The 21,473-nt window shown below is 62.7% G+C and carries 15 protein-coding genes; 6 read left to right on the forward strand and 9 right to left on the reverse strand.

Annotation, left to right across the window (positions count from 1 at the left end):
* Positions 1-116 precede the first annotated feature (116 nt).
* From BN1123_RS17060 to BN1123_RS17085, 6 genes are all read left to right on the forward strand, one after another.
* Positions 117-920, forward strand: coding sequence for a siderophore-interacting protein (locus tag BN1123_RS17060; RefSeq protein WP_042028496.1), 804 nt, complete (start codon positions 117-119; stop codon positions 918-920).
* Positions 921-1,201: 281 nt separating this feature from the next.
* Positions 1,202-3,175, forward strand: a complete 1,974-nt coding sequence (locus BN1123_RS17065; RefSeq protein ID WP_042028683.1) for a TonB-dependent receptor domain-containing protein — start codon at positions 1,202-1,204, stop codon at positions 3,173-3,175.
* 71 nt (positions 3,176-3,246) lie between these two features.
* Positions 3,247-4,263 carry a FecCD family ABC transporter permease gene (locus BN1123_RS17070; RefSeq protein ID WP_042028497.1) on the forward strand — a complete coding sequence of 339 codons (1,017 nt, stop codon included), beginning with the start codon at positions 3,247-3,249 and terminating at the stop codon, positions 4,261-4,263.
* A 7-nt stretch (positions 4,264-4,270) separates the two neighbouring features.
* Positions 4,271-5,308, forward strand: a complete 1,038-nt coding sequence (locus BN1123_RS17075; protein WP_042028498.1) for a FecCD family ABC transporter permease — start codon at positions 4,271-4,273, stop codon at positions 5,306-5,308.
* A complete protein-coding gene (locus BN1123_RS17080; RefSeq protein ID WP_042028499.1) occupies positions 5,308-6,111 on the forward strand; it encodes an ABC transporter ATP-binding protein in 804 nt (267 codons plus the stop codon). The genes BN1123_RS17075 and BN1123_RS17080 overlap by 1 nt, the downstream gene beginning before the upstream one ends.
* A gap of 59 nt (positions 6,112-6,170) precedes the next feature.
* The gene (locus tag BN1123_RS17085; protein ID WP_042028501.1) at positions 6,171-7,088 is read left to right on the forward strand and encodes an ABC transporter substrate-binding protein; all 918 of its coding nucleotides are present in this window, start codon (positions 6,171-6,173) and stop codon (positions 7,086-7,088) included.
* A gap of 74 nt (positions 7,089-7,162) precedes the next feature.
* Here the strand turns inward: BN1123_RS17085 and BN1123_RS17090 are convergent, their stop codons facing one another.
* The 9 genes from BN1123_RS17090 to BN1123_RS17130 all read right to left on the reverse strand — a co-directional run bounded on the left by BN1123_RS17090 (position 7,163) and on the right by BN1123_RS17130 (position 21,428).
* Positions 7,163-7,525 carry a copper-binding protein gene (locus BN1123_RS17090; RefSeq protein WP_042028502.1) on the reverse strand — a complete coding sequence of 121 codons (363 nt, stop codon included), beginning with the start codon at positions 7,523-7,525 and terminating at the stop codon, positions 7,163-7,165.
* Positions 7,526-7,559: 34 nt separating this feature from the next.
* A complete protein-coding gene (locus BN1123_RS17095) occupies positions 7,560-10,709 on the reverse strand; it encodes an efflux RND transporter permease subunit (RefSeq protein ID WP_042028504.1) in 3,150 nt (1,049 codons plus the stop codon).
* A gap of 73 nt (positions 10,710-10,782) precedes the next feature.
* Entirely contained in the window at positions 10,783-12,297 is a 1,515-nt protein-coding gene (locus tag BN1123_RS17100; protein WP_042028505.1) for an efflux RND transporter periplasmic adaptor subunit, read from the reverse strand.
* A 265-nt stretch (positions 12,298-12,562) separates the two neighbouring features.
* Positions 12,563-13,072 carry a hypothetical protein gene (locus BN1123_RS17105; protein ID WP_042028508.1) on the reverse strand — a complete coding sequence of 170 codons (510 nt, stop codon included), beginning with the start codon at positions 13,070-13,072 and terminating at the stop codon, positions 12,563-12,565.
* Between the two features lie 144 nt (positions 13,073-13,216).
* Complete coding sequence (locus BN1123_RS17110; protein ID WP_042028511.1) at positions 13,217-16,327, reverse strand: efflux RND transporter permease subunit; 3,111 nt, start codon at positions 16,325-16,327, stop codon at positions 13,217-13,219.
* A gap of 9 nt (positions 16,328-16,336) precedes the next feature.
* Positions 16,337-17,536 carry an efflux RND transporter periplasmic adaptor subunit gene (locus BN1123_RS17115; RefSeq protein WP_042028515.1) on the reverse strand — a complete coding sequence of 400 codons (1,200 nt, stop codon included), beginning with the start codon at positions 17,534-17,536 and terminating at the stop codon, positions 16,337-16,339.
* Positions 17,537-17,851: 315 nt separating this feature from the next.
* Positions 17,852-18,658 carry an exodeoxyribonuclease III gene (xthA, locus tag BN1123_RS17120; protein ID WP_042028517.1) on the reverse strand — a complete coding sequence of 269 codons (807 nt, stop codon included), beginning with the start codon at positions 18,656-18,658 and terminating at the stop codon, positions 17,852-17,854.
* Between the two features lie 111 nt (positions 18,659-18,769).
* A complete protein-coding gene (locus BN1123_RS17125; RefSeq protein WP_042028518.1) occupies positions 18,770-19,732 on the reverse strand; it encodes an ion channel in 963 nt (320 codons plus the stop codon).
* Positions 19,733-19,781: 49 nt separating this feature from the next.
* A complete protein-coding gene (locus BN1123_RS17130; protein ID WP_042028519.1) occupies positions 19,782-21,428 on the reverse strand; it encodes a tetratricopeptide repeat-containing response regulator in 1,647 nt (548 codons plus the stop codon).
* Between the last annotated feature and the right edge of the window lie 45 nt (positions 21,429-21,473).

The following is a 21,473-nucleotide window of genomic DNA, read 5'->3' on the forward strand; positions in this document are numbered from 1 at the left end:
CAGTGACTATGATGGCACACTCCTGATACAAACCGATGAAACGGGAATAAATCGCATTTGATACTGATTCTTGTTTGCGTGTAGCATGGGTAATCTACTGCAAGAGGAATTCATCTGTGTCCCCAACTCTGCCTCCCAACCGTCCTCGTCTGTTGAGTGTCAAAGCCGTTACCCAAATTACCCCCAATCTGCGCCGGATCTGTTTTACCGGCAGTGAGCTGGCCGACTACCCCTACACCTGCGGCGGTGCCCACATCAAGGTGATGCTGGCACAATCCCACCAGGCAGAGCCCGTGCTGCCGACCCTGACGCCAAACGGTCCGCGCTGGCCGCAGCCGACAGACAAACCCATCATCCGCACCTACACATTGCGAGCCTTTCGCCGCGAGTCCCTGGAGCTCGATGTTGACTTCGTGCTGCACGGTGATGGCGGGCCTGCCAGCGCCTTTGCCTGTCAGGCCAAACCGGGGGACAAGGCGATCCTCTCTGCGCCCGGTGGCCCCAATCCCATGTTGCCAGCGGCAGCTCACTACTGTCTGGTGGGGGATCTGACCGCCTTGCCCGCCATCATGGCGATGTGCGAAGTGATGCCTGCCGATGCCAGAGGGGAGATCGCCATTCTGGTACCCGATCAGGCCGACGCCCTGCCGCTTTCCCTGCCCACCGGGGTGCGTTGCCACTGGTTTGTCGGCGAACCTGAAGCAAGCGGCCTGCTGGAGCATGTCATGGGCTTGCCCCTTGAACGGGAAGGAGGCTTCTTCTGGCTGGCAGGGGAAGAGGCGCTGGTGTTGCCGCTGCGTCGCCATGTACGCGGAACTCTGGAGGTCGATCGCCAGGCCATTTATGCGGTGCCTTACTGGCGCAGGGGCAAGAGCGAGGAGGCTTACCATCAAGCGCGTCACGAAGTGATGGATAATTAAGCGGACGCGAAAGAATACCTGATTCATTTCTTGCAAATAAAAATGATTTGCATTTAGTATTGCGCCGTTCCGAAATCGGTCGGTACGGCGCCTTCGTATAGAGAAGGAACCGCCCTGGATGGCCAGGCTGTTTCCTGCCCGAGCCGACTGATATCAGGGCGAAGAAGCATGGGCCTGTGCTCGTGCCATAAGCAGCCCAATCACTCAGCGCCGGGTCTGGCAAGGTCAGACAGGGATGTCGGTGGTGTTGGCCTTTTCCTGTTCTATGTGGAGTGTTGATGATGCGTACATCATCCCGACTATTTGCAGTTCATCCTCTGGTGTTGTCCCTTTTTACCTTGCCGGCCGTGGCACAAGCACAAACCGGCGCGGCCGATCCCGCCCATGAAACCCTGGTGGTCACCGCGACCAAGACTCGTCACAGTGAACTGACGGCGCCCGCCAGCGTCTCGGTCGTGACCCGTGCCGAGCTCGACAAGCTCAACGTCAATGACCTGACCGGAGCCCTGAAACAGCTGCCCGGGGTCAACATCAATCCGGCCACCAGCTATGGCCGCAGCGAGATCAAACTGCGCGGGCTGGAGGGGGATTACACCCTGCTGCTGGTCAATGGGCGGCGCATCAGCTCCCGCGATGCCCTGACTTCCGGTTACGGCAACGACTTCGATCTCTCCGCCATTCCCATGGCCGCCATCGAGCGCATCGAGGTGATCCGCGGTCCCATCTCCTCCCTCTACGGGGCCGATGCCCTGGGGGGCGTGGTCAACGTCATCCTGCGCCAGCCCAAGGAGCAGACCGAGGCGGCTGCAACTTACACCTTCAGCGATCCGACCGATGGTCACGGCGGGGACGTCAACAAGGCGAGCGCCTATGTGGGCGGCGCGCTCATCGACAACAAGCTGCTGGCCAACTTCGTGGTGGAAGGCAACCACAGGGATGCCTGGCAGAGCGAGCAGAGCATCAACCCCAAGGCAGATGCCATCGAGCAGCGCGAGAAGCTCGGTATGCTCTCCAACGTCAAGTGGCTCATCGACGAGCAGCAGGATCTGGATGTCGGCATGAACTATGCCAAGGACGATCGGGAGGCGCACTGGAACAACTACGGCCAGACGCCGCGCAATATCCAGCAGATGGAACGCCTGGGGCTCAACACGACCCACGTCGGGCGCTGGGATCTGTTCGACAGCCGGGTTGGCTACGCCTTCGAGCAGGTCGACCTGTTCGATGACTCCGAACTGATGAGGGTCCTGACCAAACAGAGCGGCGATGTGACCCAGACCAACCACACCTTCGACGGCCAGCTGAGCGGCAACCTTGGAAGCCACCTGTTGACCGGCGGCGCCGAATACCGCATCACCGAGCTCAAGCACAACGTCAGCCTCAAGGGGAGTGATGTCAGCGTCGATCAGAGTGCCCTCTATCTGCAGGACGAGTTTGGCTTCGGCGATCTGGCCCTGACCCTCAGCGGCCGGGTCGATCACCACGAGACCTATGGCACCGAGTTCAGCCCGCGCGGTTATGCCCTCTACAGCCTGACCGACAACTGGGTGGTCAAGGGGGGGATCGGCAAGGCGTTCAAGGCACCGACCATCGCCCAGTCCAACGCCGATTACGGGATTGCTGCCTGTCGCGGTCGCTGCGCCGTGGTGGGCAACCCGGACCTGAAACCCGAGACCGCCGTCAGCTATGAACTGGGCACCACCTATGACGCCACCGTGTGGGGGGCCGGGGTGACCGCCTTCCACAACGACATCAAGGACAAGATCCAGAGCGAGGGCTGGACCTCCACCTGGCGCCCCTCCGTGATGACCTATCGCAACGTCAGCAAGGCCCGCATCAAGGGGCTGGAGCTGAGCGGCTGGTTCGATATCACGGATACGCTGAGCCTCTCCGGCAACTTCACCCTGATTGACGGGGAAGACAAGACCACCGGCAAGGATCTCTACAAGACGCCGGAGCACACCGCCAACGCCACCCTGGAGTGGCAAGTGATCGACACCCTGAGCACCCGGCTTGGCTGGAACTACACCGGCAGCCAGATCCTGCCTGTGCCACGTCTGAGCGGCACCACCTATGAAAACACGGCGGGCTTCCACACCCTGGATGCCGGCGCCGTGTGGAGCGCCACCCGGGCGCTTGATGTGAAGTTCGGCCTCAACAACCTGACCAACACCAAGCGTGACTGGGTCGCCACCGAGGCGGATCAGATCCTCGACGGGCGCACCGTCTACGCCGGCGTGGCTTACAAGCTGTGATGAGTTCGGGGAGCCCGCGGGCTCCCCTTGTTCCCTGTTTCAACCACACATATCAACAAAAGGAGCCAAGGGTGCTTAGACACCAGACGTATCTGCTCTGGCTGGGATTGTTCCTCCTGTTCATGCTGCTTTGCCTCTCCCTGGCCACTGGTGCCGGGGTGTATGGCGCCCGTGAAGTGATGGGTTATCTGGCGGGGGATCCCCGCTTTGCCGGCGACGAGAAGCTGGCCATGGTGCTCGATACCCTGCGCCTGCCCCGCACCCTGTGTGCAATGGTGGTGGGCGTTTCTCTCTCGCTTGCCGCCTCCTTGCTGCAAAGCGCCACTCGCAACCCGCTGGCCGAACCCGGTCTGCTCGGGGTCAATGCCGGCGCCGTCTTCGCCCTGGTGATCGGGCTCACCTGGTTCGGGGTCGAGTCCGCCTACGGTTATCTGCTCTGGGCCGGACTCGGTGCCCTGCTTGGCAACCTCATCGTGCTGGGACTCGGCATGATGATAGGCCGCTCCAATCCCCTCAAGCTCATCCTGGTAGGGGTGGCGCTGTCTGCCACCTTCGGCGGCCTCTCCAGCTTCTTGCTGCTCTCCAACAAGATGGTGCTGGAGCAGTACCGCTTCTGGAATCTGGGCTCCCTCGCGGGGGCCGATATGGACGCCATCATCGCCGTGCTGCCGTTCGTGCTGCTCGCTTTCGCCCTCACCCTGCTGCTCTGCCGCCAGCTGACCCTGATGCAGATGGGGGACAGTCAGGCCCAGGCGCTGGGTATCCGGCCGACCCGGGTGCGGATCGGCGTGCTGCTGGCCGCCACCCTGCTGACCGCCAGCGCCATTGCTATCGCCGGTCCCATCGGTTTCGTCGGCTTCCTCGCGGCCTACTGTGGCCGCCTGGTGGAGCCGGTGAAGCTGTCGGTGCAGGTCTGTTTCTCCGCCCTGTTCGGCATGTTGTTCCTGCTGGTGGCCGACATTCTGGCGCGCTGGTTGATCCAGCCGTTCGAGCTGCCCAACGGGGTCATCCTGGCATTGATCGGCGCCCCCGTGCTGATCGCCATCGTGCGTAGCGGGGGCTTTCGTACCCTGCTGACCGTCAAGTGAGGCGCTGATGCTTACACCGACCGATATGCTCTGCCTGCGGGCGAGCGAACGTTCCATCCTGCTGCATCTGCCGAGCTGGCGCTGGCTGGCTCTGCTGGCCCTGGTCCTGGCAGCCTTGATGCTGCTGGCCTTGAGTGTCGGCAGCGGCAAGCTGGGTTTTGCCGGCGTGCTCAACACCTTGCTGGGGGAGGGCTCGCGCCTCGATGGGATCACCCTGTTCAAGATCCGGCTGCCCCGCATTCTGGGGGTGATAGTGGCGGGGGCGGCCATGGGGCTTTCGGGCTGTCTGGTACAGACCCTGATCCGCAACCGGCTGGCAACTCCCGATATGGTGGGGGTCAACAATGGCGCCTCCCTTGGCATCATCATCTTCTCCCTCTACCTGACCCTGGGCAGCTGGCCCTGGTGGGCTGCGCCGCTCGGCGCCATCTTCGCGGCGCTGGTGCTCTATGCCCTCTGCCGCAAACCCGGTGAACAGGGTTACCTGTTCGTGGTGATCGGCATTGGTCTGTCCGAGATGCTCGAGGCCCTCGGCCAGTTCGTGATGTCCACCAAGGCGCTGCTGCACTTGAGCTCCCTCTACCTGTGGAACATGGGGAGTTTCATCGCGGTGAGTTACAACACCATCACCCCCATCGTCATCTTGTTGCTGCTGCTCTGCCCCTGGATCATCTACCTCTCCCGCTCCCTGGCGGTGCTGCGTTTTGGCCCCGAGATGGCGCGCGCCCTCGGGGTCAATGGCGACAGGGTGCAGTTGGGGATCCTGGCCCAGGCCATTCTGGTGGCGGCCCTTGGCACCGCCATCGGCGGTCCCGTGGTCTTTATCGCCATGGCGGCGCCCATCCTCGCCTCCTGGCTGGTGAAGGACAGAGTTGTGCCGCTCTGGCTGGCGGCGCTGAGTGGCGCCCTGCTGCTGCTCGCCAGCGACACCCTGGTTCGAGTGCTGGCCAGTCCCCACGAGGTGGCGACCGGCATCATGACCCGCATTCTCGGCGGCCTCTTGCTGCTGTTTCTCCTTGTTCACGATCGCCAGAGGGCCGACTAATGACGCTCACCGTAAACCGACTCCATTTCGCCTATCAGCAGACCACCATCTTGCGCGATATCTCCTTCAGCGTGCCCAAGGGCAAGCTGGTGGGGATCGTCGGCCCCAACGGCTGCGGCAAATCGACCCTGCTCAAGCTGCTTTGTGGGCAGATGGCCCCCCAGAGCGGGGAGATATTGCTCAAGGGCAAGCCCCTGGCCAGTTACCCCATGAAGGGGCTGGCGCGGGAGCTCGCCTATCTGCCCCAGCGGCCGACTCTGCCCGCCGGCATCCTGGTGGAACAGCTGGTGCAGTACGGCCGCCACCCCCATCAGGGCTGGTTCAATCAGTGGAGCGAGGAGGATGCGCGCATGGTGCGATCGGCCTGCGAGCGGATGCAGCTGGAGGGGATCTGGCACCAGAGCGCCTCGTCGCTTTCCGGCGGTCAGGCACAGCGGGCCTGGCTGGCGATGATCTTGGCTCAGGACAGCGACATGGTGCTGCTCGACGAGCCCACCAGCGCCCTCGATATCGGCCACCAGACCGAGGTGATGGAGGCGATTCACCGCATCACCGCCGAAGGCAAGACGGTGCTGCTGGTGATCCACGATCTGGCGATGGCGGCCCGTTATTGCGACGAACTGATCGCCATCGGCGACGGGGAGATCGCTGCCATGGGCCCGGCCCGCGAAGTGGTGACCAAGCCCCTTATCGATCGCCTCTACCAGACCAGCGTCGATATCCTCCACGCCCCCGGCGATGGTGCCCCCATCATAGTGTCGCGTCGTCACTATGCTGATGAAGCCGTGCGCCGGGCGAGTTGAAGCCATGACCCTGAATACCCTTTATACCAACGCAGTACCTCAAGAGAAGGAGTGAGATGATGAAGCGTTTTGCCTCCCTGGCCGCCACTATCCTGATGCTGGCCGCGCCCCTGGTTCAGGCGCAGGAGATGCGTCAGGTGACCGATGCGTTTGGCCAGAGCGTCCAGGTACCGGCCAATCCCCAGCGGGTGGTGACCTTGAGCGAGATCGATCTCGACAGCGCCCTCACTCTGGGGGTGACCCCGGTTGGTGCCGTCAATGGTCGCGGTCAGCCGACCCTGCCGCGCTATCTGCTGGACAAGGTGGGAGAGGGGATCCCCGTGGTCGGGGATCTTGGCAGCCCCAACCTGGAGGCCCTGATCACCCTGGAGCCGGATCTGATCCTGACCGGTCCCACCACCCCGGAGCAGCTGGCGCTGCTGCGGGAGATTGCCCCGACCGTGGTGACCGGCCAGTGGACCGACGGTTGGCTGCCGTTGCTGCGCCGTGTCGCCAGCGCCCTCAACCGTGAACAGGAGGGGGAGGCATTCTTGCAACAATACGAGGCTCGCCTGCAGCAGGCGCGCACCACCCTGGCCAGGCATCAAGGGGAGAGCATCAGCATAGTGCGCTGGAATCCCAAGGGGCCGAGCTTCATGTATCCGGGCACTTTCGCCAGCAGCGTAGTGGAGTCGATGGGGCTGGTGCGCCCGGCCCAGCAGCAGGGCAAGGGGGCGCCTCACTCCCCGGCTTTGAGTCTGGAGTCTCTCAATCTGCTGGATGCAGACTGGCTGGTGATCGGCACCCTGAGTGCCAGCGGCGATGCGGTGGAAGCGATGCGCCAGGCCGAGCAGACCCCGGCCTACCAGCAGTTGCCGGTGATCAGGGAGAAGCGTTTTGGCGCCGTGGATGGCTCGCTCTGGACCTCGTCCGGCGGCCCCCAGGCGGCGCTCAAGGTGATCACGGACGTGGAGACCCTGCTGCAAAAGCGTGGCTGACGAATCCATCCCGAGCCGATGAAACGAAAGAGGGAGGCTTGCGCCTCCCTCTGTTTATGGCCGTTGTTGACGGTTTATTGCGGCTGGATCTTGGTCAGCAGCAGCTTGCCATCGCGCATCTCGGCATGGAAGCTGACAGCGTCACCCACCTTCATCCCCTTGAGCTGGGCCGGCTCGACCAGGGTGAACACCATAGTCATGGCGGGCATCTTGAGGTTCTCTATATCCTCGTGCTTGATCCCCACCTTGCCATTTGCCTCGTCGATGCGGGTGATGACCCCCTTGGTCATCACCATCTCCTTCATGCCCTCCATCTGCTTCATGTCACCCATCTGGCTCATATCGTGCCCTTCGTGGTTCATCATCTCTTCAGCTTGTGCGCCGGTGTGGGTGGCAAGGCCAAGCAGCAGGGTCAGTGTCAATGTCTTGTAGTTCATGATGTTTCCTTGTTTGTCAGTGTTGTCTGATTGATCAGGGCGCAGCCTGAGTATCTGTCTGCGCAGGAGCGTGTTCCAGTCGTTTCAGGGTGCGGACGCGCCACAGGTAGTAGGCCGCCGGCAGTACCAGCAGGGTCAGCACCAGCGCGGTCACCATGCCGCCAACCATGGGGGCGGCGATGCGCTGCATCACCTCGGAGCCGGTACCCTGGCTCCACATGATGGGCAGAAGGCCGGCGATGATGGTGACCACCGTCATCATCTTGGGGCGCAGACGCAGGGCGGCGCCGTGAATGACCGCCTGGTGCAGGCCGGCCTTGTCCGGTTTGCCACTGGCCACCAGATCGTCCCAGGCGTGGTTGAGGTAGACCAGCATCAGCACGCCGGTCTCCACTGCCACCCCGGCGAGGGCGATAAAGCCGACCCCCACCGCTACCGAGAGATTGAAGTCGAGCAGCCAGACGGTCCAGATCCCCCCGACCACCGCCAGTGGCAGGGTAGTGAGGATGAGCAGTACCTCTTGGAAGCGGCGAAATGCCAGGTAGAGCAGCAGTACGATAATGGCGACGGTGAGCGGCACCACGTAGGCGAGGCGTGCCTTGGCCCGCTCCATGTATTCGTACTGACCGGACCAGCTGAGGGCGTAGCCGGCCGGCAACACCAGCTGTTTGCCCACCTCGGCCTTGGCCTCGTCGACAAAGGAGCCGATGTCGCGGCCACGGATATCCACATAGACCCAGCCGTTCAGACGCGCGTTTTCACTGCGCAGCATGGGCGCCTCGTCACTGATGTAGACCCGGGCCACGTCAGCCAGGGCGATCCGCTCACCCTTGGGGGTGACCAGGGGCAGCAGCTCCATGCTCGCCACCGAGTCGCGATAGCTCTGGGGGTAGCGCAGGTTGATGGGGTAACGTTCGCGCCCCTCTATGGTCTGCCCCACCTCCATGCCGCCCACCGCAGTGGCGAGTACCGCCTGCACGTCGGCGATGTTGAGGCCGTAGCGGGCCGCCTTGAGCCGATCGATATCCACCTTCACATAGCGTCCGCCCGCCACCCGCTCGGCGTAGACGGAAGAGGCCCCCTCTACCTTGCCGATGATCTGCTCAAGCTCTTGGCCTATCTGCTGGACCACCTTGAGGTCGGGGCCGGCGATCTTGATCCCCACCGGGGTCTTGATGCCGGTGGCCAGCATGTCGATGCGGGTCTTGATGGGGGGCACCCAGGCGTTGGTGAGGCCGGGGAAGCGGATAAGGGAATCCAACTCTTCTTTCAGCTTCTCCGGGGTCATGCCGGGGCGCCACTGATCCCGGGGCTTGAGCTGGATGCTGGTTTCCATCATCACCAGATCGGCGGGGTCGGTGGCGCTCTCGGCGCGCCCCGCCTTGCCGAACACATTCTGTACCTCGGGCACGGTGCGGATGAGCTTGTCGGTCTGCTGCAGGATCTCCCGCGCCTTGCCCACCGAGATGTTGGCCGCCGTAGTGGGCATGTACATGATGTCCCCCTCATCGAGCGGCGGTATGAACTCGGAGCCCAGATACTTGAGCGGCCAGAAGCCGATCACGGTGACCGCCAGCGCCACCGCCAGAGTGGTCTTGGGGCGAGCCAGCACGGCGTTGAGCAGCGGGATATAACCCTGACTCAGCCAGCGGTTGAGGGGGTTGGCTTGCTCGGGCAGCACCTTGCCGCGGATGAAGTAGCCCATGATCACCGGCACCAGCGTGATGGCGAGCGCGGCGGCGGCAGCCATGGCGTAGGTCTTGGTGAAGGCCAGCGGATGGAACATGCGCCCTTCCTGCGCCTCCAGGGCAAACACCGGCAGGAAGCTCATGGTGATGATGAGCAGGGAGAAGAAGATGGCGGGGCCGACTTCGATGCTCGCCTCCGTGATGATCCGCCAGCGGTTCTTGTCGGTAAGCTCCTCCCGCTCCATATGTTTGTGGACGTTCTCTATCATCACGATGGCACCGTCCACCATGGCGCCGATGGCGATGGCGATGCCCCCCAGCGACATGATGTTGGCGTTGATCCCCTGCAGATGCATCACGATGAAGGCAGTCAGGATAGCGATGGGCAGGGTGATGACCACCACAAGCGACGAGCGCAGGTGGAACAGGAAGGCGATGCACACCAGCACCACCACGGCGAACTCCTCCACCAGCTTGCCGGAGAGGTTGTCGATGGCGCGCTGGATAAGGTCGGAACGATCGTACACGGTGACGATCTCCACCCCGTCCGGCAGGCTGGATTTCAGCTCGGCCAGCCGCGCCTTGACCCCGTCTATGGTGTGCTGGGCATTCTCGCCGTAGCGCATGACGATGATGCCGCCCACCACTTCCCCTTCGCCGTTGAGCTCGGCGATGCCGCGCCGCATCTGGGGACCGGTGACTACATCCGCCACGTCGCCCAGCAGCAGGGGCGCGCCGCGCACATTGGTGCCGAGGGGAATCTGTTTCAGATCCTCGATGCTCTTGAGGTAGCCGTTGGAGCGCACCATGTACTCCGCTTCCGCCATCTCGATGACGGAGGCGCCGGTCTCCTGGTTGCCCTGCTCGATGGCGGTCTGGATGAGCGACAGCGGGATGCCGTAGGCACGCAGCTTGTCCGGGTCGACCCGCACCTGATACTGGCGCACCATGCCGCCCACGGTGGCGACTTCGGAGACGCCGTTCACCGTCTGCAGCTCGTATTTGAGGAACCAGTTCTGCAGGGACGTGAGTTCGCTCAAGTCGTGCTTGCCTGTTTTGTCCACCAGGGCGTACTGGTAGACCCAGCCCACCCCGGTGGCGTCCGGCCCGAGCTGGGGCTGGGCACCGGCAGGCAGGTTGGGGGCAACCTGACTCAGGTACTCCAGCACCCGGGCGCGTGCCCAGTAGAGATCCGTGCTGTCGTCAAACAACACATAGACGAAGGAGTCGCCGAAGAAAGAGTAGCCGCGCACCGTGGTGGCGCCCGGCACCGCCAGCATGGCGGTGGTGAGCGGGTAGGTGACCTGATCTTCCACCACCTGGGGCGCCTGGCCCGGGTAGGAGGTCTTGATGATCACCTGGACGTCGGAGAGATCCGGCAGGGCGTCCACCGGGGTCTGCTTGACCGACCAGAGGCCCCAGGCGGTGAGCATGACAGTCAGCAACAACACCAAAAAGCGGTTGCCGACGGACCAGCGAATAATGGCCGGGATCATGGTTTGACTCCTCCCTCTTGGTGCGGGATCGGCCGCTGGGTGTGGTGACTGCCAAAGCGAATGATGGTGGGGATCATGATTTATCCCCCATCTGGTGCTGGCTGTGATCCATGCCCTCCATGCTTGTCATCTCGCCCTTGGTCTCTTTCATTGCGTCGCCCGCGGCCGGTTTATCTTCCACATGGATCTGGATGATGCGGTACTCGTCCCCCTCCTGCTCTACCTGCAGATGCAGGGTCTGATCCGGTTTCAGCTGGCTGATGTCCACACCGTCGGCCACGGTGAAGTCCATCTCCATCGCGGGCCACTGCCACTCGGGGATGGGCTGGTGGGAGATGCCGAGGGTGCGCCCGGCGAGATCGATGTTCTGCACCTGGCCCTGGGTCCACACCTGCATGGGACGCACTGCCGTCATGCGCTGGAAGTCCGAATCGATGGCAGATTCGGAGTCGAGCAGGAACTGGGCCGAGCTGACGATGCTGTCACCGGCTTCGACCCCCTCGTCGATGGCAACCTTGTCACCAAACTGGGGGCCCAGGGTGACGGCCACCGACTTGAAGTTGCCATCGCCCAGCGCCAACACCAGCCGGTCCTGGCTGCCGGTGCGGATCACCGCTTCGCTCGGCACCACCAGGCGGGGTTCCCCCTTGCCGGTGCTGATGCTCACCTTGGCGAACATATTGGGTTTCAAAAACTCGTCCGGATTGTCAAAGCGCAGGCGTACCCGCAGGGTGCGGGTGCTGGCATCGAGCGTCGGGTAGAGGTAGTCCACCCGTCCCTGCCAGCTGCGGCCGGGTGCATAGTCCAGGGTCATGGTGACCGGATCGCCGACCCTGATCTGGGCGGCCTGGCGCTCGAACACCTCGGCGCTCACCCACACCTGCTTGAGGGTGCTGATGTTGAACAGGGGCGCGGCGGGTTCCACATACTGGCCTTCACGCACCTTGAGCTCGGAGACATAGCCGCTGCTGGGGGCGTAGATGCGCACCGTCTCCTGCACCTTGCGAGTGCGCTTGAGCGCCGCTATCTGATCCGCCGGTACCTGCAGCGACTTGAGCTTGCCCTCGGCGGCACGCAGCAGCAGGGGATTGGTGGTGCCCAGCGCCAGCAGGTATTCGTGCTGGGCGTTCACCAGATCCGGGGCGTAGAGATCGTAGATAAAGCTGCCCTTGGTGACCTGCTGCCCCTCGTTCTTGATGGCGAGGTTGCGGATCCAGCCCGCCATCCGGGAGTTGATGGCTTCGAGGCGCTCCTCGTCATAACCCACATAGCCGACCGTCTCGATCTGCTGGTGGATGGGGAGTTTCTCCACCTTGGCCAGCCGTACCCCCAGGTTCTGCTGGATCTCGGGGCTGATGGTGACGGTGCCGGGGGAGCCGCCCTGCTTCTCTTCATAGACGGGGATAAAGTCCATCCCCATGTTGTCCTTGGCGGGGGCATCGCGCTTGTCGCGGGGATCCATGGGGTTGACCCAGTAGAGCGGTGTCTTCTCCTTGGCAACCGCGGTGACTGTCTGTTTGGCCGCCCAGTAACCGCCGCCGGCCCCGAGGGCGAGCAGCAGGGCGGAGACGAGCAATTTCTGGCTCATAGGAAACCTCCCAGGCGCAGGGAAAGGGGGGCAAGGGCGCACGGATGCGCGACTGCGTATTCGCTAAATCGGACTGATGACATGGACCATCTTCTCTTCTGTCGGATCGCCGGGCCGGTGACGAATAGGGGATAAGAGTCACACGGTTTGCCCGGCCAACGGGGCGTCAGGGACGCCCGTTCTCCTGCGCGGGTGGCGCAGGCTCAGGCAAGGAGCGCAGCCAGGACAGGGTGACCCCTGATCAGGCACGCAAGAGATGAGCTTTCTAGTGGCGCAGCACCGACAGCATCAGATGCCGGCGGGGCCAGGAGGGCGGGTGAGTACCGCGGGTTCTAAGGAAGGGGTCACGCAGCCAGAGATCCAGCAAGCGGGGCAGGGTCCCCAGCGGCAGCAGCAACAGGGGGAGTAGCAGAGCCGAGAGCAGCATGCCGAGCAGAGGCAGGGCATTGGCGGCGCCAGACAGCCCAGTCTGCATCTGGCACTCATCTCCCGTCATGGTCGATTCGCTCCCGGCACTGGCGTGGCAGGAGAGAGTCACGGAAGCGTTCTCCTGATCCAGCGCCATGGTGCGTGGGCCCGCGTCATCCCCATGGGACGGGATCATGGCGTCAGGCAGTGTTTGCGGCGTGAAGAGGGAGAGAGAGGCACTCGTGGTGGCCAGAGAGGCGCCGTGCCAGCTGATGCAGAGGGTCAGATTGCAGATGAGCATCAGCGCCAGCAACAGCCGGGCCAAGGCAACAGAGGGCAATCTTGCAGCAAGCTGGGTGAGTGACAATCCGGATATCCTTCGAGATCAGATGGTTGGACTGTAAACCTTACCTTGAGGAGAAGGTCAAGGCATGGTGCCTCGCGTGGCCGGTGAGGATAAAAAAACACCCCCGCATGGGCGGGGGTGTTGGACTGCCAGTCGGTGACTGGATTACTGCTTGGCCCGTTTCTCCGAGCCCTTCATGATGAGGCGGAAGAAGAGCGGGATGAAGAAGATGGCGATGAAGGTCGCCGCCAGCATGCCGCCGATCACCGGCCAGCCGAGGGCGTGGCGGCTCGCCGCACCCGCGCCGCTGGAGGTGACCAGAGGCACACAACCCAGGATGAAGGCGAGGGAGGTCATGACGATGGGACGGAAACGCAAACGCGCCGCCTCCAGGGCCGACTCGATGAGGGTCATCCCTTCTTCATGCTTCATGACCGCGAACTCCACGATCAGGATGGCGTTCTTCGCCGCCAGACCCACCAGCGTCACCAGGCCTATCTGGAAGTAGACGTTGTTGGTGAGCCCCACGGCCCAGGTGGCGAGCAGGGCGCCGAACAGGGCGAACGGCACGGCGGTGATCACCGCAAACGGCAGGCTCCAGCGTTCATACTGGGCGGCCAGGATGAGGAAGATCATCACGATACCGAAGCCAAACGCCATGGCGGCGCTACCGGCTGCCGCTTTTTCCTGGTAGGCGGCACCGGTCCACTCCAGCTTGGCGTCGTTGCCGAGGGTCTGGGCGGCGACCTCTTCCAGGGCCTTGATCGCCTGGCCAGAGCTCACACCTGGCGCCGGCTGGGCCATGATCTTGGCGGCCGGGAAGATGTTGAAACGCTCGACCAGCTCGGGGCCGGTGGCATCGCGTACCGTCACCAGACTGGTGAGGGGGATCATCTCGCCGGTGTTGGAGCGGACATAGACGTTGCGGATGTCATCCTTCTTGGCGCGGTAGTCCGCCTCGGACTGTAACTGGACCCGGTAGGTACGACCGAACTGGTTGAAGTCGTTGACATAGACCTGGCCGAAGGTGGCCTGCATGGTGTCAAACACGGCGTTGATGGGCAGCCCCAGCGCCTTGGCCTTCTCGCGGTCGAGATCCAGGAAGACCTGGGGCACGTTGGCGCGGAAGGTGGTGGTCACGCTGGCAAACTCAGGACGCTCCTTGGCCGCGTCGAGCAGGCGCTGTACCTCGCCCGCGAAGGCGTGCACGTCGCCGGTACCCCGGTTCTGCAGATAGCCTTCGAGGCCCCCTGTGGTGGACATGCCGGTGATGGGAGGCGGGTTGAAGGTGGCGGTGAAGCCATCGGCCAGTCCCATCAGGCTCAGCCCCTGGAAGGTCTTGGCCAGGGAGAAGGAGTCTTGCCCTTCCCCTTGACGCTCTTTCCAGTCTTTGAGGGTAACGAAGGTGAGACCGCGGTTGCTGATGATGGAGCCGGACAGGATGTCAAAGCCCGAGAAGGTGACCACGTCCTTCACATTGGGGTTGGCCATGGCGATCTTGTCGAAGTCGTTGGCGACTGCCTGGGTACGGGTCAGGGCGGCGGCATCGGGCAGCATCACGGAGCCGATGAGGTAGCCCTGGTCTTCGTCAGGTACCAGAGCGCCCGGCACCTTGTGAAACAGCACATAGCTGCAGCTCAGGATGATGGCGATGATGCCAAAGGCCACGCCGACGCGGCGGTTGAGGAAGGCCACCCCGCGCACATAGCGACGGGTCAGCTGATCAAACGCGTTGTTGAACCAGACGAAGAAGCGGGCCGGTTTGTGGTGACCTTCTTTGAGCAAGATGGCGCACAGGGCTGGCGACAGGGTGAGTGCCACCAGGCCGGAGATGGCCACCGACACGGCGATGGTGATAGCGAACTGTTTGTACATCACCCCCGTCATGCCGCCCATGAAGGCAACCGGCAGGAACACGGCGGAGAGCACCAGCACGATGGCGACCACGGGGCCGGACACCTCCTGCATGGCGAGGATGGCAGCCTCTTTGGCGGAGCACTTCTTCTCGCTCATGATCCGCTCGACGTTCTCCAGCACCACGATGGCGTCATCCACCACGATACCGATGGCGAGCACCATGCCGAACAGAGTCAGCAGGTTGATGGAGAAGCCCAGCATCAGCATGCCGGCGAAGGTACCGATCAAGGAGACAGGCACCGCGATACAGGGGATCAGGGTGGCGCGGAAGTTCTGCAAGAACAGGTAGACCACCACGAACACCAGCACGATCGCCTCGAGCAGGGTGTGGACCACCTCCTCGATGGAGATCTTCACGAACTCTGTGGTGTCGTAGGGGATCTGGTACTCCACGTCCTGGGGGAAACGACCCTGCAGGCGTTCCATGGTGGCGCGCACCTGATCGGCCACGGCGACCGCGTTGGCACCCGGTTGCAGGTAAGTGGCGATACCGATGGCCGGCTTGCCGTTGGCACGGGCCAGTACGTCGTAATCTTTGCCACCGAGCTCGACCCGGGCCACGTCACGAACGCGGATCTTGGAGCCATCCGGCATGGCGCGGATGATGATGTTCTCGAACTCCTTCACGTCATCCAGTCGTCCCTTGGTCTGCACCGTGTAGGTGAAGTCGGTGGGGGTGCTGGTGGGCTGGGAGCCGATCTTGCCCGCCGCGAACTGGGTATTCTGCTCGCGGATGGCGCCGATCACATCGCTCGGGGTGAGTTGCAGCTGGGCCAGACGGTCCGGGCGCAGCCAGATCCGCATGGCGTAGTCGGTGCCCCCGAACAGGGAGGTATCACCCACACCGGGAATACGCTTGAGCTCGTCGATGATGTTGAGCAGGGCGTAGTTCGACAGATAGGTGGTATCAAACGAGCCGTTGGGGGATTGGAGTGTGATCACCTGCAGGATGGAGGTGGACTTCTTGCGCACCGTCACACCCTGCTTCTTCACCTCTTCCGGCAGCTGGGCCATGGCGGCCGAGACCCGGTTGTTGACGTCGATGGTCGCCTGATCGGGGTCGACCCCGATGTCGAAGTAGACGTTGAGGTTCATCTGGCCGTTGGAGGCGGAGCCAGACTGCATGTAGATCATGTTCTCGACCCCGTTGACCTGCTGTTCAATGGGGGCGGCCACGGTCTGGGAGATCACCTCAGGGGTGGCACCCGGGTAGAAGGCGGTCACCGAGACCACGGCGGGGGTGATCTGGGGATACTGCTCCACCGGGAGCGCGCGCATCGCCGCCAACCCGCCCAGCACGATAATGATCGAGATCACGCTGGCGAAGATGGGGCGTTCGATAAAGAACTTGGAAAACATGGGGGCTCCTTATTTGCCAGCGGCACCCTGGGTGATCTTGGCGTTAATCGCCTTCATCTCCTCGGCGGAAACCGGTTTGACCACGGCACCCGGACGCGCCTTCATCAACCCTTCGACGATGTAGCGATCGCCGGCCTGCAGGCCGCTGTCGATGATGATGCCGCTGCTGACGGTCGGGCCCAGCTTGACCGGACGCGGACTCACCTTGTTGTCGGCATCCACCACCATCACCAGGCGGTCAGCCTGGGACTGGACGATGGCGCGCGGCGGCACCACGATGGCGTTCTTGCGGGTACCCAGATCGATGGTCAGGCGCACGAACTGGCCGGGCAGCAGAGCGCCGTCCTTGTTGTCGAAGATGGCGCGGGCACGGATGGTGCCGGTCTGGGGATCGACACGGGTGTCAGAGAAGTTCAGACGACCGGGCTCAGGATAGGTGCTGCCGTCGGCCAGCTGGATATGGGTACGCCAGTCGGTGGCACTCTTGGCCTCGATAAGCCCCTTCTTGACCGACTTCTCGAAGTTGAGACGGTCCTGCTCCGAGTAGGAGAAGTTCACATAGAGGGGATCGAACTGGGTGATGGTGGTCAGCAGGCTGCTGTCACCGCTGGTGGAGATGAGGCTGCCCTCGGACTGGGAACTCTTGCTCGCCATGCCGCTGATGGGGGCGGTGACCTGGGTGTAGCTGAGGTTGAGATCCGCCTCTTTCACCTTGGCCTGGGCCGCCTGCAGGCTGGCCACGGCCGCCTCGTAGTTGGCGATGGTGTCATCGTAGTCTTTGCGGCTCACCACCTGGCGCTTGAACAGCGGGATGATGCGATCCTTGTCGGCGCGGGCCTTGTTGAGGCGGGCCTGCTCCTGAGCCAGGGTGCCCTTGGCCTGCTCCAGCGCCACCTTGTAGGGGGCCGGATCGACCAGGAACAGCTCCTGGCCTGCGGTGACCGGCTGGCCTTCCACATAGGTGCGTTTGAGCAGGATGCCGCTCACCCGGGAGCGTACTTCAATCTCGCGAAAACCGGCGGTTTCACCCACCATCTCGGTGGTGAGCGGCACATCGACCGGGGTGACCTCGTTAACCACCACAGGGACGGCAGGCATGGCGTTGGCCGCCGGGTCGGTTTCACCACCACAGGCCGTCAGTCCGCCGATCAGTGCCAGCGTCAACACGCTCTGTTTGAATCTCGCTATTGGGCTAGTCGGCACCTTCATCTTTACACTCCTGTTGGATGGATCGCCGTCGTGGCGATCCGCACTCTGTGCACAAGTCATGATTAACGTCATTACAAACGGAAAATCGGAAATCGGGATAATAGGATCACTATCTTGAACCTAACCTTCTCAAAGTGAAAGTTTTCACCTTTTTGATGGGCAACGAATTGTGGCAAGGGCCATCCGCCCGGCTCAAGCCCTTTTTGGGATTTGAATGAAAATGTTGGCGGGCCGCTGACGTTGTCAAGGGCCAATGTAAAAAGCCAGTGAAGAGGGGCCTCTACACTGGCTTTTTTATTAACATTTGACGTTTGTTCAGGCGAAGCAGGCCCAGATGGGGGCGTGGTCGGAGGGCTTCTCGATGCCGCGCAGTTCGTAGTCGATGCCGGTTTCGGTCACTTTATCCCTGAGGGCATCGGAGGCCATGATGAGGTCGATGCGCAGGCCGCGGTTCTCGTCAAAGCCTTTGGAGCGGTAGTCAAACCAGGAAAAACGCTCGCACTCGGTGGGGTTGGCGGCGCGGAAGGTGTCGGTCAGGCCGAATCCTTCCAGACGGGCCATCCACTCGCGCTCGATGGGCAAGAAGGAGCACTTGCCATCCCGCAGCCAGCGCTTGCGGTTCGCCTCACCGATGCCGATGTCGAGATCGGTGGGGGAGATGTTCATATCCCCGATCAGCACAAGCTGATCGCTCGGGGTGTGATGATTCTCGAGGTAGTGCTGCAAGTCTTCATAGAACTTCTGCTTGGCCGGGAACTTGGTCTCGTGATCCTGATTCTCCCCCTGCGGGAAGTAGCCGTTCATCACCTTGATAAGGGAGCCATCTTCCCGCTCGAAGGTGGCCATGATCATCCGGCGCTGGGCCTCTTCATCGTCGGTGGGGAAACCCTTTTCCACCTTGACCGGCTTCTGCTTGCTCATAATGGCCACCCCGTAGTGGGCCTTCTGGCCGTGGAATTCGACGTGATAACCCATGGCTTCCACGTCGGCGAGGGGGAAGGCCTCGTCGTGAACCTTGATCTCCTGCAGGCCGATCACATCGGGCTGGTGCTTGTCGATGATGGCTTGCAACTGATGCAGACGGGCGCGCAGGCCGTTGATATTGAAAGAGATGATCTTCATGTCCGGGATGCTCATGTCATTTTTATAAGTGGCTATTGGACTAGGAATCGGCGGTGGATGCAAGTGAAGGTGCCGGCCCGCCATCAGGGCGGGCCCACTCGCCCTGATGGCTCAACGGGTCATCTTTTTGACAAATACCACCACAAACAGCGCCAGCGTGAAGCTGCCGGTGAAGGCCTCGAAGGCGGCGCAGATCCGGGAGAAGCCGATGGGAGTAAAGTCGCCGTAGCCCAGGGTGGTGAAGGTCACCACGCTGTAGTAAAGGCACTCCAGCAGGAAGATGGCATTTTGCTCCAGGGGGGCGTCGGGGCGGTAGATGAGGGGGTTGCTGTTGAAGCTCAGGCCAAAGAAGAAGTAGAAGATGCTGCAGATGAAAATCAGCAACAGGGAGAAGAGCACCACTCGCATCGGGGCCTCGCCGTAACCGCAGAAGAGATCGACCACCCAGGAGGTGAAGCGGTGACTCGACCAGAACGGCAACTGCAGCCGGCGCATGGTGAGCTCCTGCTGGATGTAGCGGCCGGACATGGTGAAGATGCCCTGGGCCTCCGAGGCCTTGCGCAGATCCCGGTAGGTCTCTTCGGCCTCTTTGAGCCAGATGCGGGCCTGCACCGGATCCCGTTCCTTGCGCCCGCGCCGCTCCTGCATCAGGCATTTGCCGGTATCCAGGTTGTCGAGGCGGGTGTTGTGCCAGCGAATGCCGAGCAGATTGACGTCGTCGAGGGAGGCGCAGTGCAGGTTGGCATCGCTGAGATCGGCCTTCATCAGACTGCCACCCTTGATGCGAATACCGTAGAGATGGGCGCCCTGCAGGTTGGCTCGATAGAGGTTGCACTGCTCCAGCAAAAAGCCGTGCGGCGAGCCCTTCTTCACCAGATTGAGGCCGGCCAGGTTGGCGCGGGCCAGTTGCAGGCCGTGGCACAGTCCGCCCTGGTGGATGTAGTGCTCCAGTTCGCGAGCGGTGTGGGGATCCTGATGGTGACCATGGGGATCGTGCCAGCGGCACAGATCATGCTCTCCCGCCTCTTCGCTGCAGTGGCGGCCATCCGCCACCAGATATCGACACATGGCCATCGCCCGTCTCCTCCCCTTGCCGAGTCAATATCAGCATAGGCGAGACGGGTCAGCTGAACTGGTTGTACTCCTGGCGCAGCTTGCGAAAGCGATCCTGCTGGGCCGGGTTGAGAGGGATGCCGTCGAGGATATCCAGGGTGTCTTTGCACTCGGCGCCAAACTCCGGGCTCTTGCGATTTTTTTGCATCAACTGCAGCAGTACCTGGATCTTGTTGAGGGCGGCGCCGGTATTGGCGGGGGCGCGGCGCAGGGCCTCGCGAAAATGGCCCAGCGCCTGCTCCAGCTCGCCGGACTGATAGGCCTTGATGCCGAGCTCGTTGAGCTGCTGGTAGCGCTGGCGGCGCTCCAGCACCGTCTTGTCATCCCGGGTGGCCTGGATGCAGGTGGTGAGCAGCCGATCGCCATCTTCCGCCAACAGGCTCTGCAGGCTCTCGGCATATTCGAACTCGCCAAGCTGGTAGAGGGCGAGGATGGTCTCCCCGAGCAGGGCCGGCGGCATGGTGGCCGGCTCGTCGAGCCAGTTCTGGTTGGCGCGATAGAGCATCTTCTTGCCCTTGAGCAGCTCCCCCAGGGCGATTTGTACCCTGGCCTGGCAGATCTGCTCGAATACCGGGTAGTTGAACTCCGACATCATCAGGGAGTCGCGAATGCGCGACAGGGCGCTGTTCACCTGTTTTTGCAGGTTGGCGATGTGGTAGCTGTCGTTGCTGTTGAGGGCGTAGAGGGTCAGGGTCTGGATATAGGCCCCCAGGTAGTGGGGGGTGCGGTGGATGGAGTTGCGCGAGAGATCGATGAGCGAGAGCAACACATCCTTGGCCTGGGCGTAGTCGTGGCGCTGCAGGCACACCTCCGCGAGCCGGCGCGAGAGCGGCACCGACTGGGGGGAAATATCCACTGCCCGCCTGAGCTCCTGCTGGGCCTGTTCATCCTTGCCCAGCGCCAGCAGGGATTCCGCCAGCCAGCGGTGGGCCTCCACCATCAAGGGGGTATTCTTGAGGGTCGCCTGCAGGTGGCTGACCGCTTCTTCATGAAGCCCCAGGGTATTGCACGCCTTGCCCAGGGTCAGCCGGGCCCAGCTGTTGTCCTGCCCGGCCAGCAGCTGGCGCATCAGGGTGCGGGCTTCCTGGGCCTGGCCCAGCTTGAGCTGGGTGTCGGCCTGCAGGCAGCGGCAATAGTTGGCAAAGCGGGGCACGGCCTCGGCCCGTTCGGCACAGGCGGTGAGCAGGGCGGGCAGATTGTTGTCGGCCAGGGCGGAGAAGATGCTGGAGAGGGCCTGACGGCGGGCCAGTGCGCGTTTCAAGCGAAACGAGAATTGCTCCTGGGAAAAGGGCTTCATCAGGTATTCGTCGGGCTCGGCCTCGAGGGCGCTCAGCACCATGGCGCGGGAGCTGTCGCCGCTCACCATGATCACCACGCTTTTAGGGGGGATCAGGTTCTGATCCCGCAGGCTCTCGAGCAACTGACGGCCATTCTCGCCGACCCCGAGATCGTAATCGATGAGGTAGATGTCGTAGCTGCCCTTCTGGCAGCGGCGGCGCGCCTCCTCGGCGTTGTTGCAGAAGGTGATGTCGCTGATGCCGATGTTGATCAGCATCGCCTTCATCATCACCTGGAATGTGCGTTGCTCGTTGACCATCAGAATGCGCTGGGGCTTGGGCGCGGTTTTCTTTTCAGGCTCTTTTTCCGGTGTCTGCATCTGTCAGGGTCGAGGCGCTGCGGGCTGATGGGGGCAGTGTGCCAC

Origin of the sequence: Aeromonas enteropelogenes (assembly GCF_000819845.1) — a bacterium.
In the GTDB taxonomy this organism is placed as follows: domain Bacteria; phylum Pseudomonadota; class Gammaproteobacteria; order Enterobacterales; family Aeromonadaceae; genus Aeromonas; species Aeromonas enteropelogenes.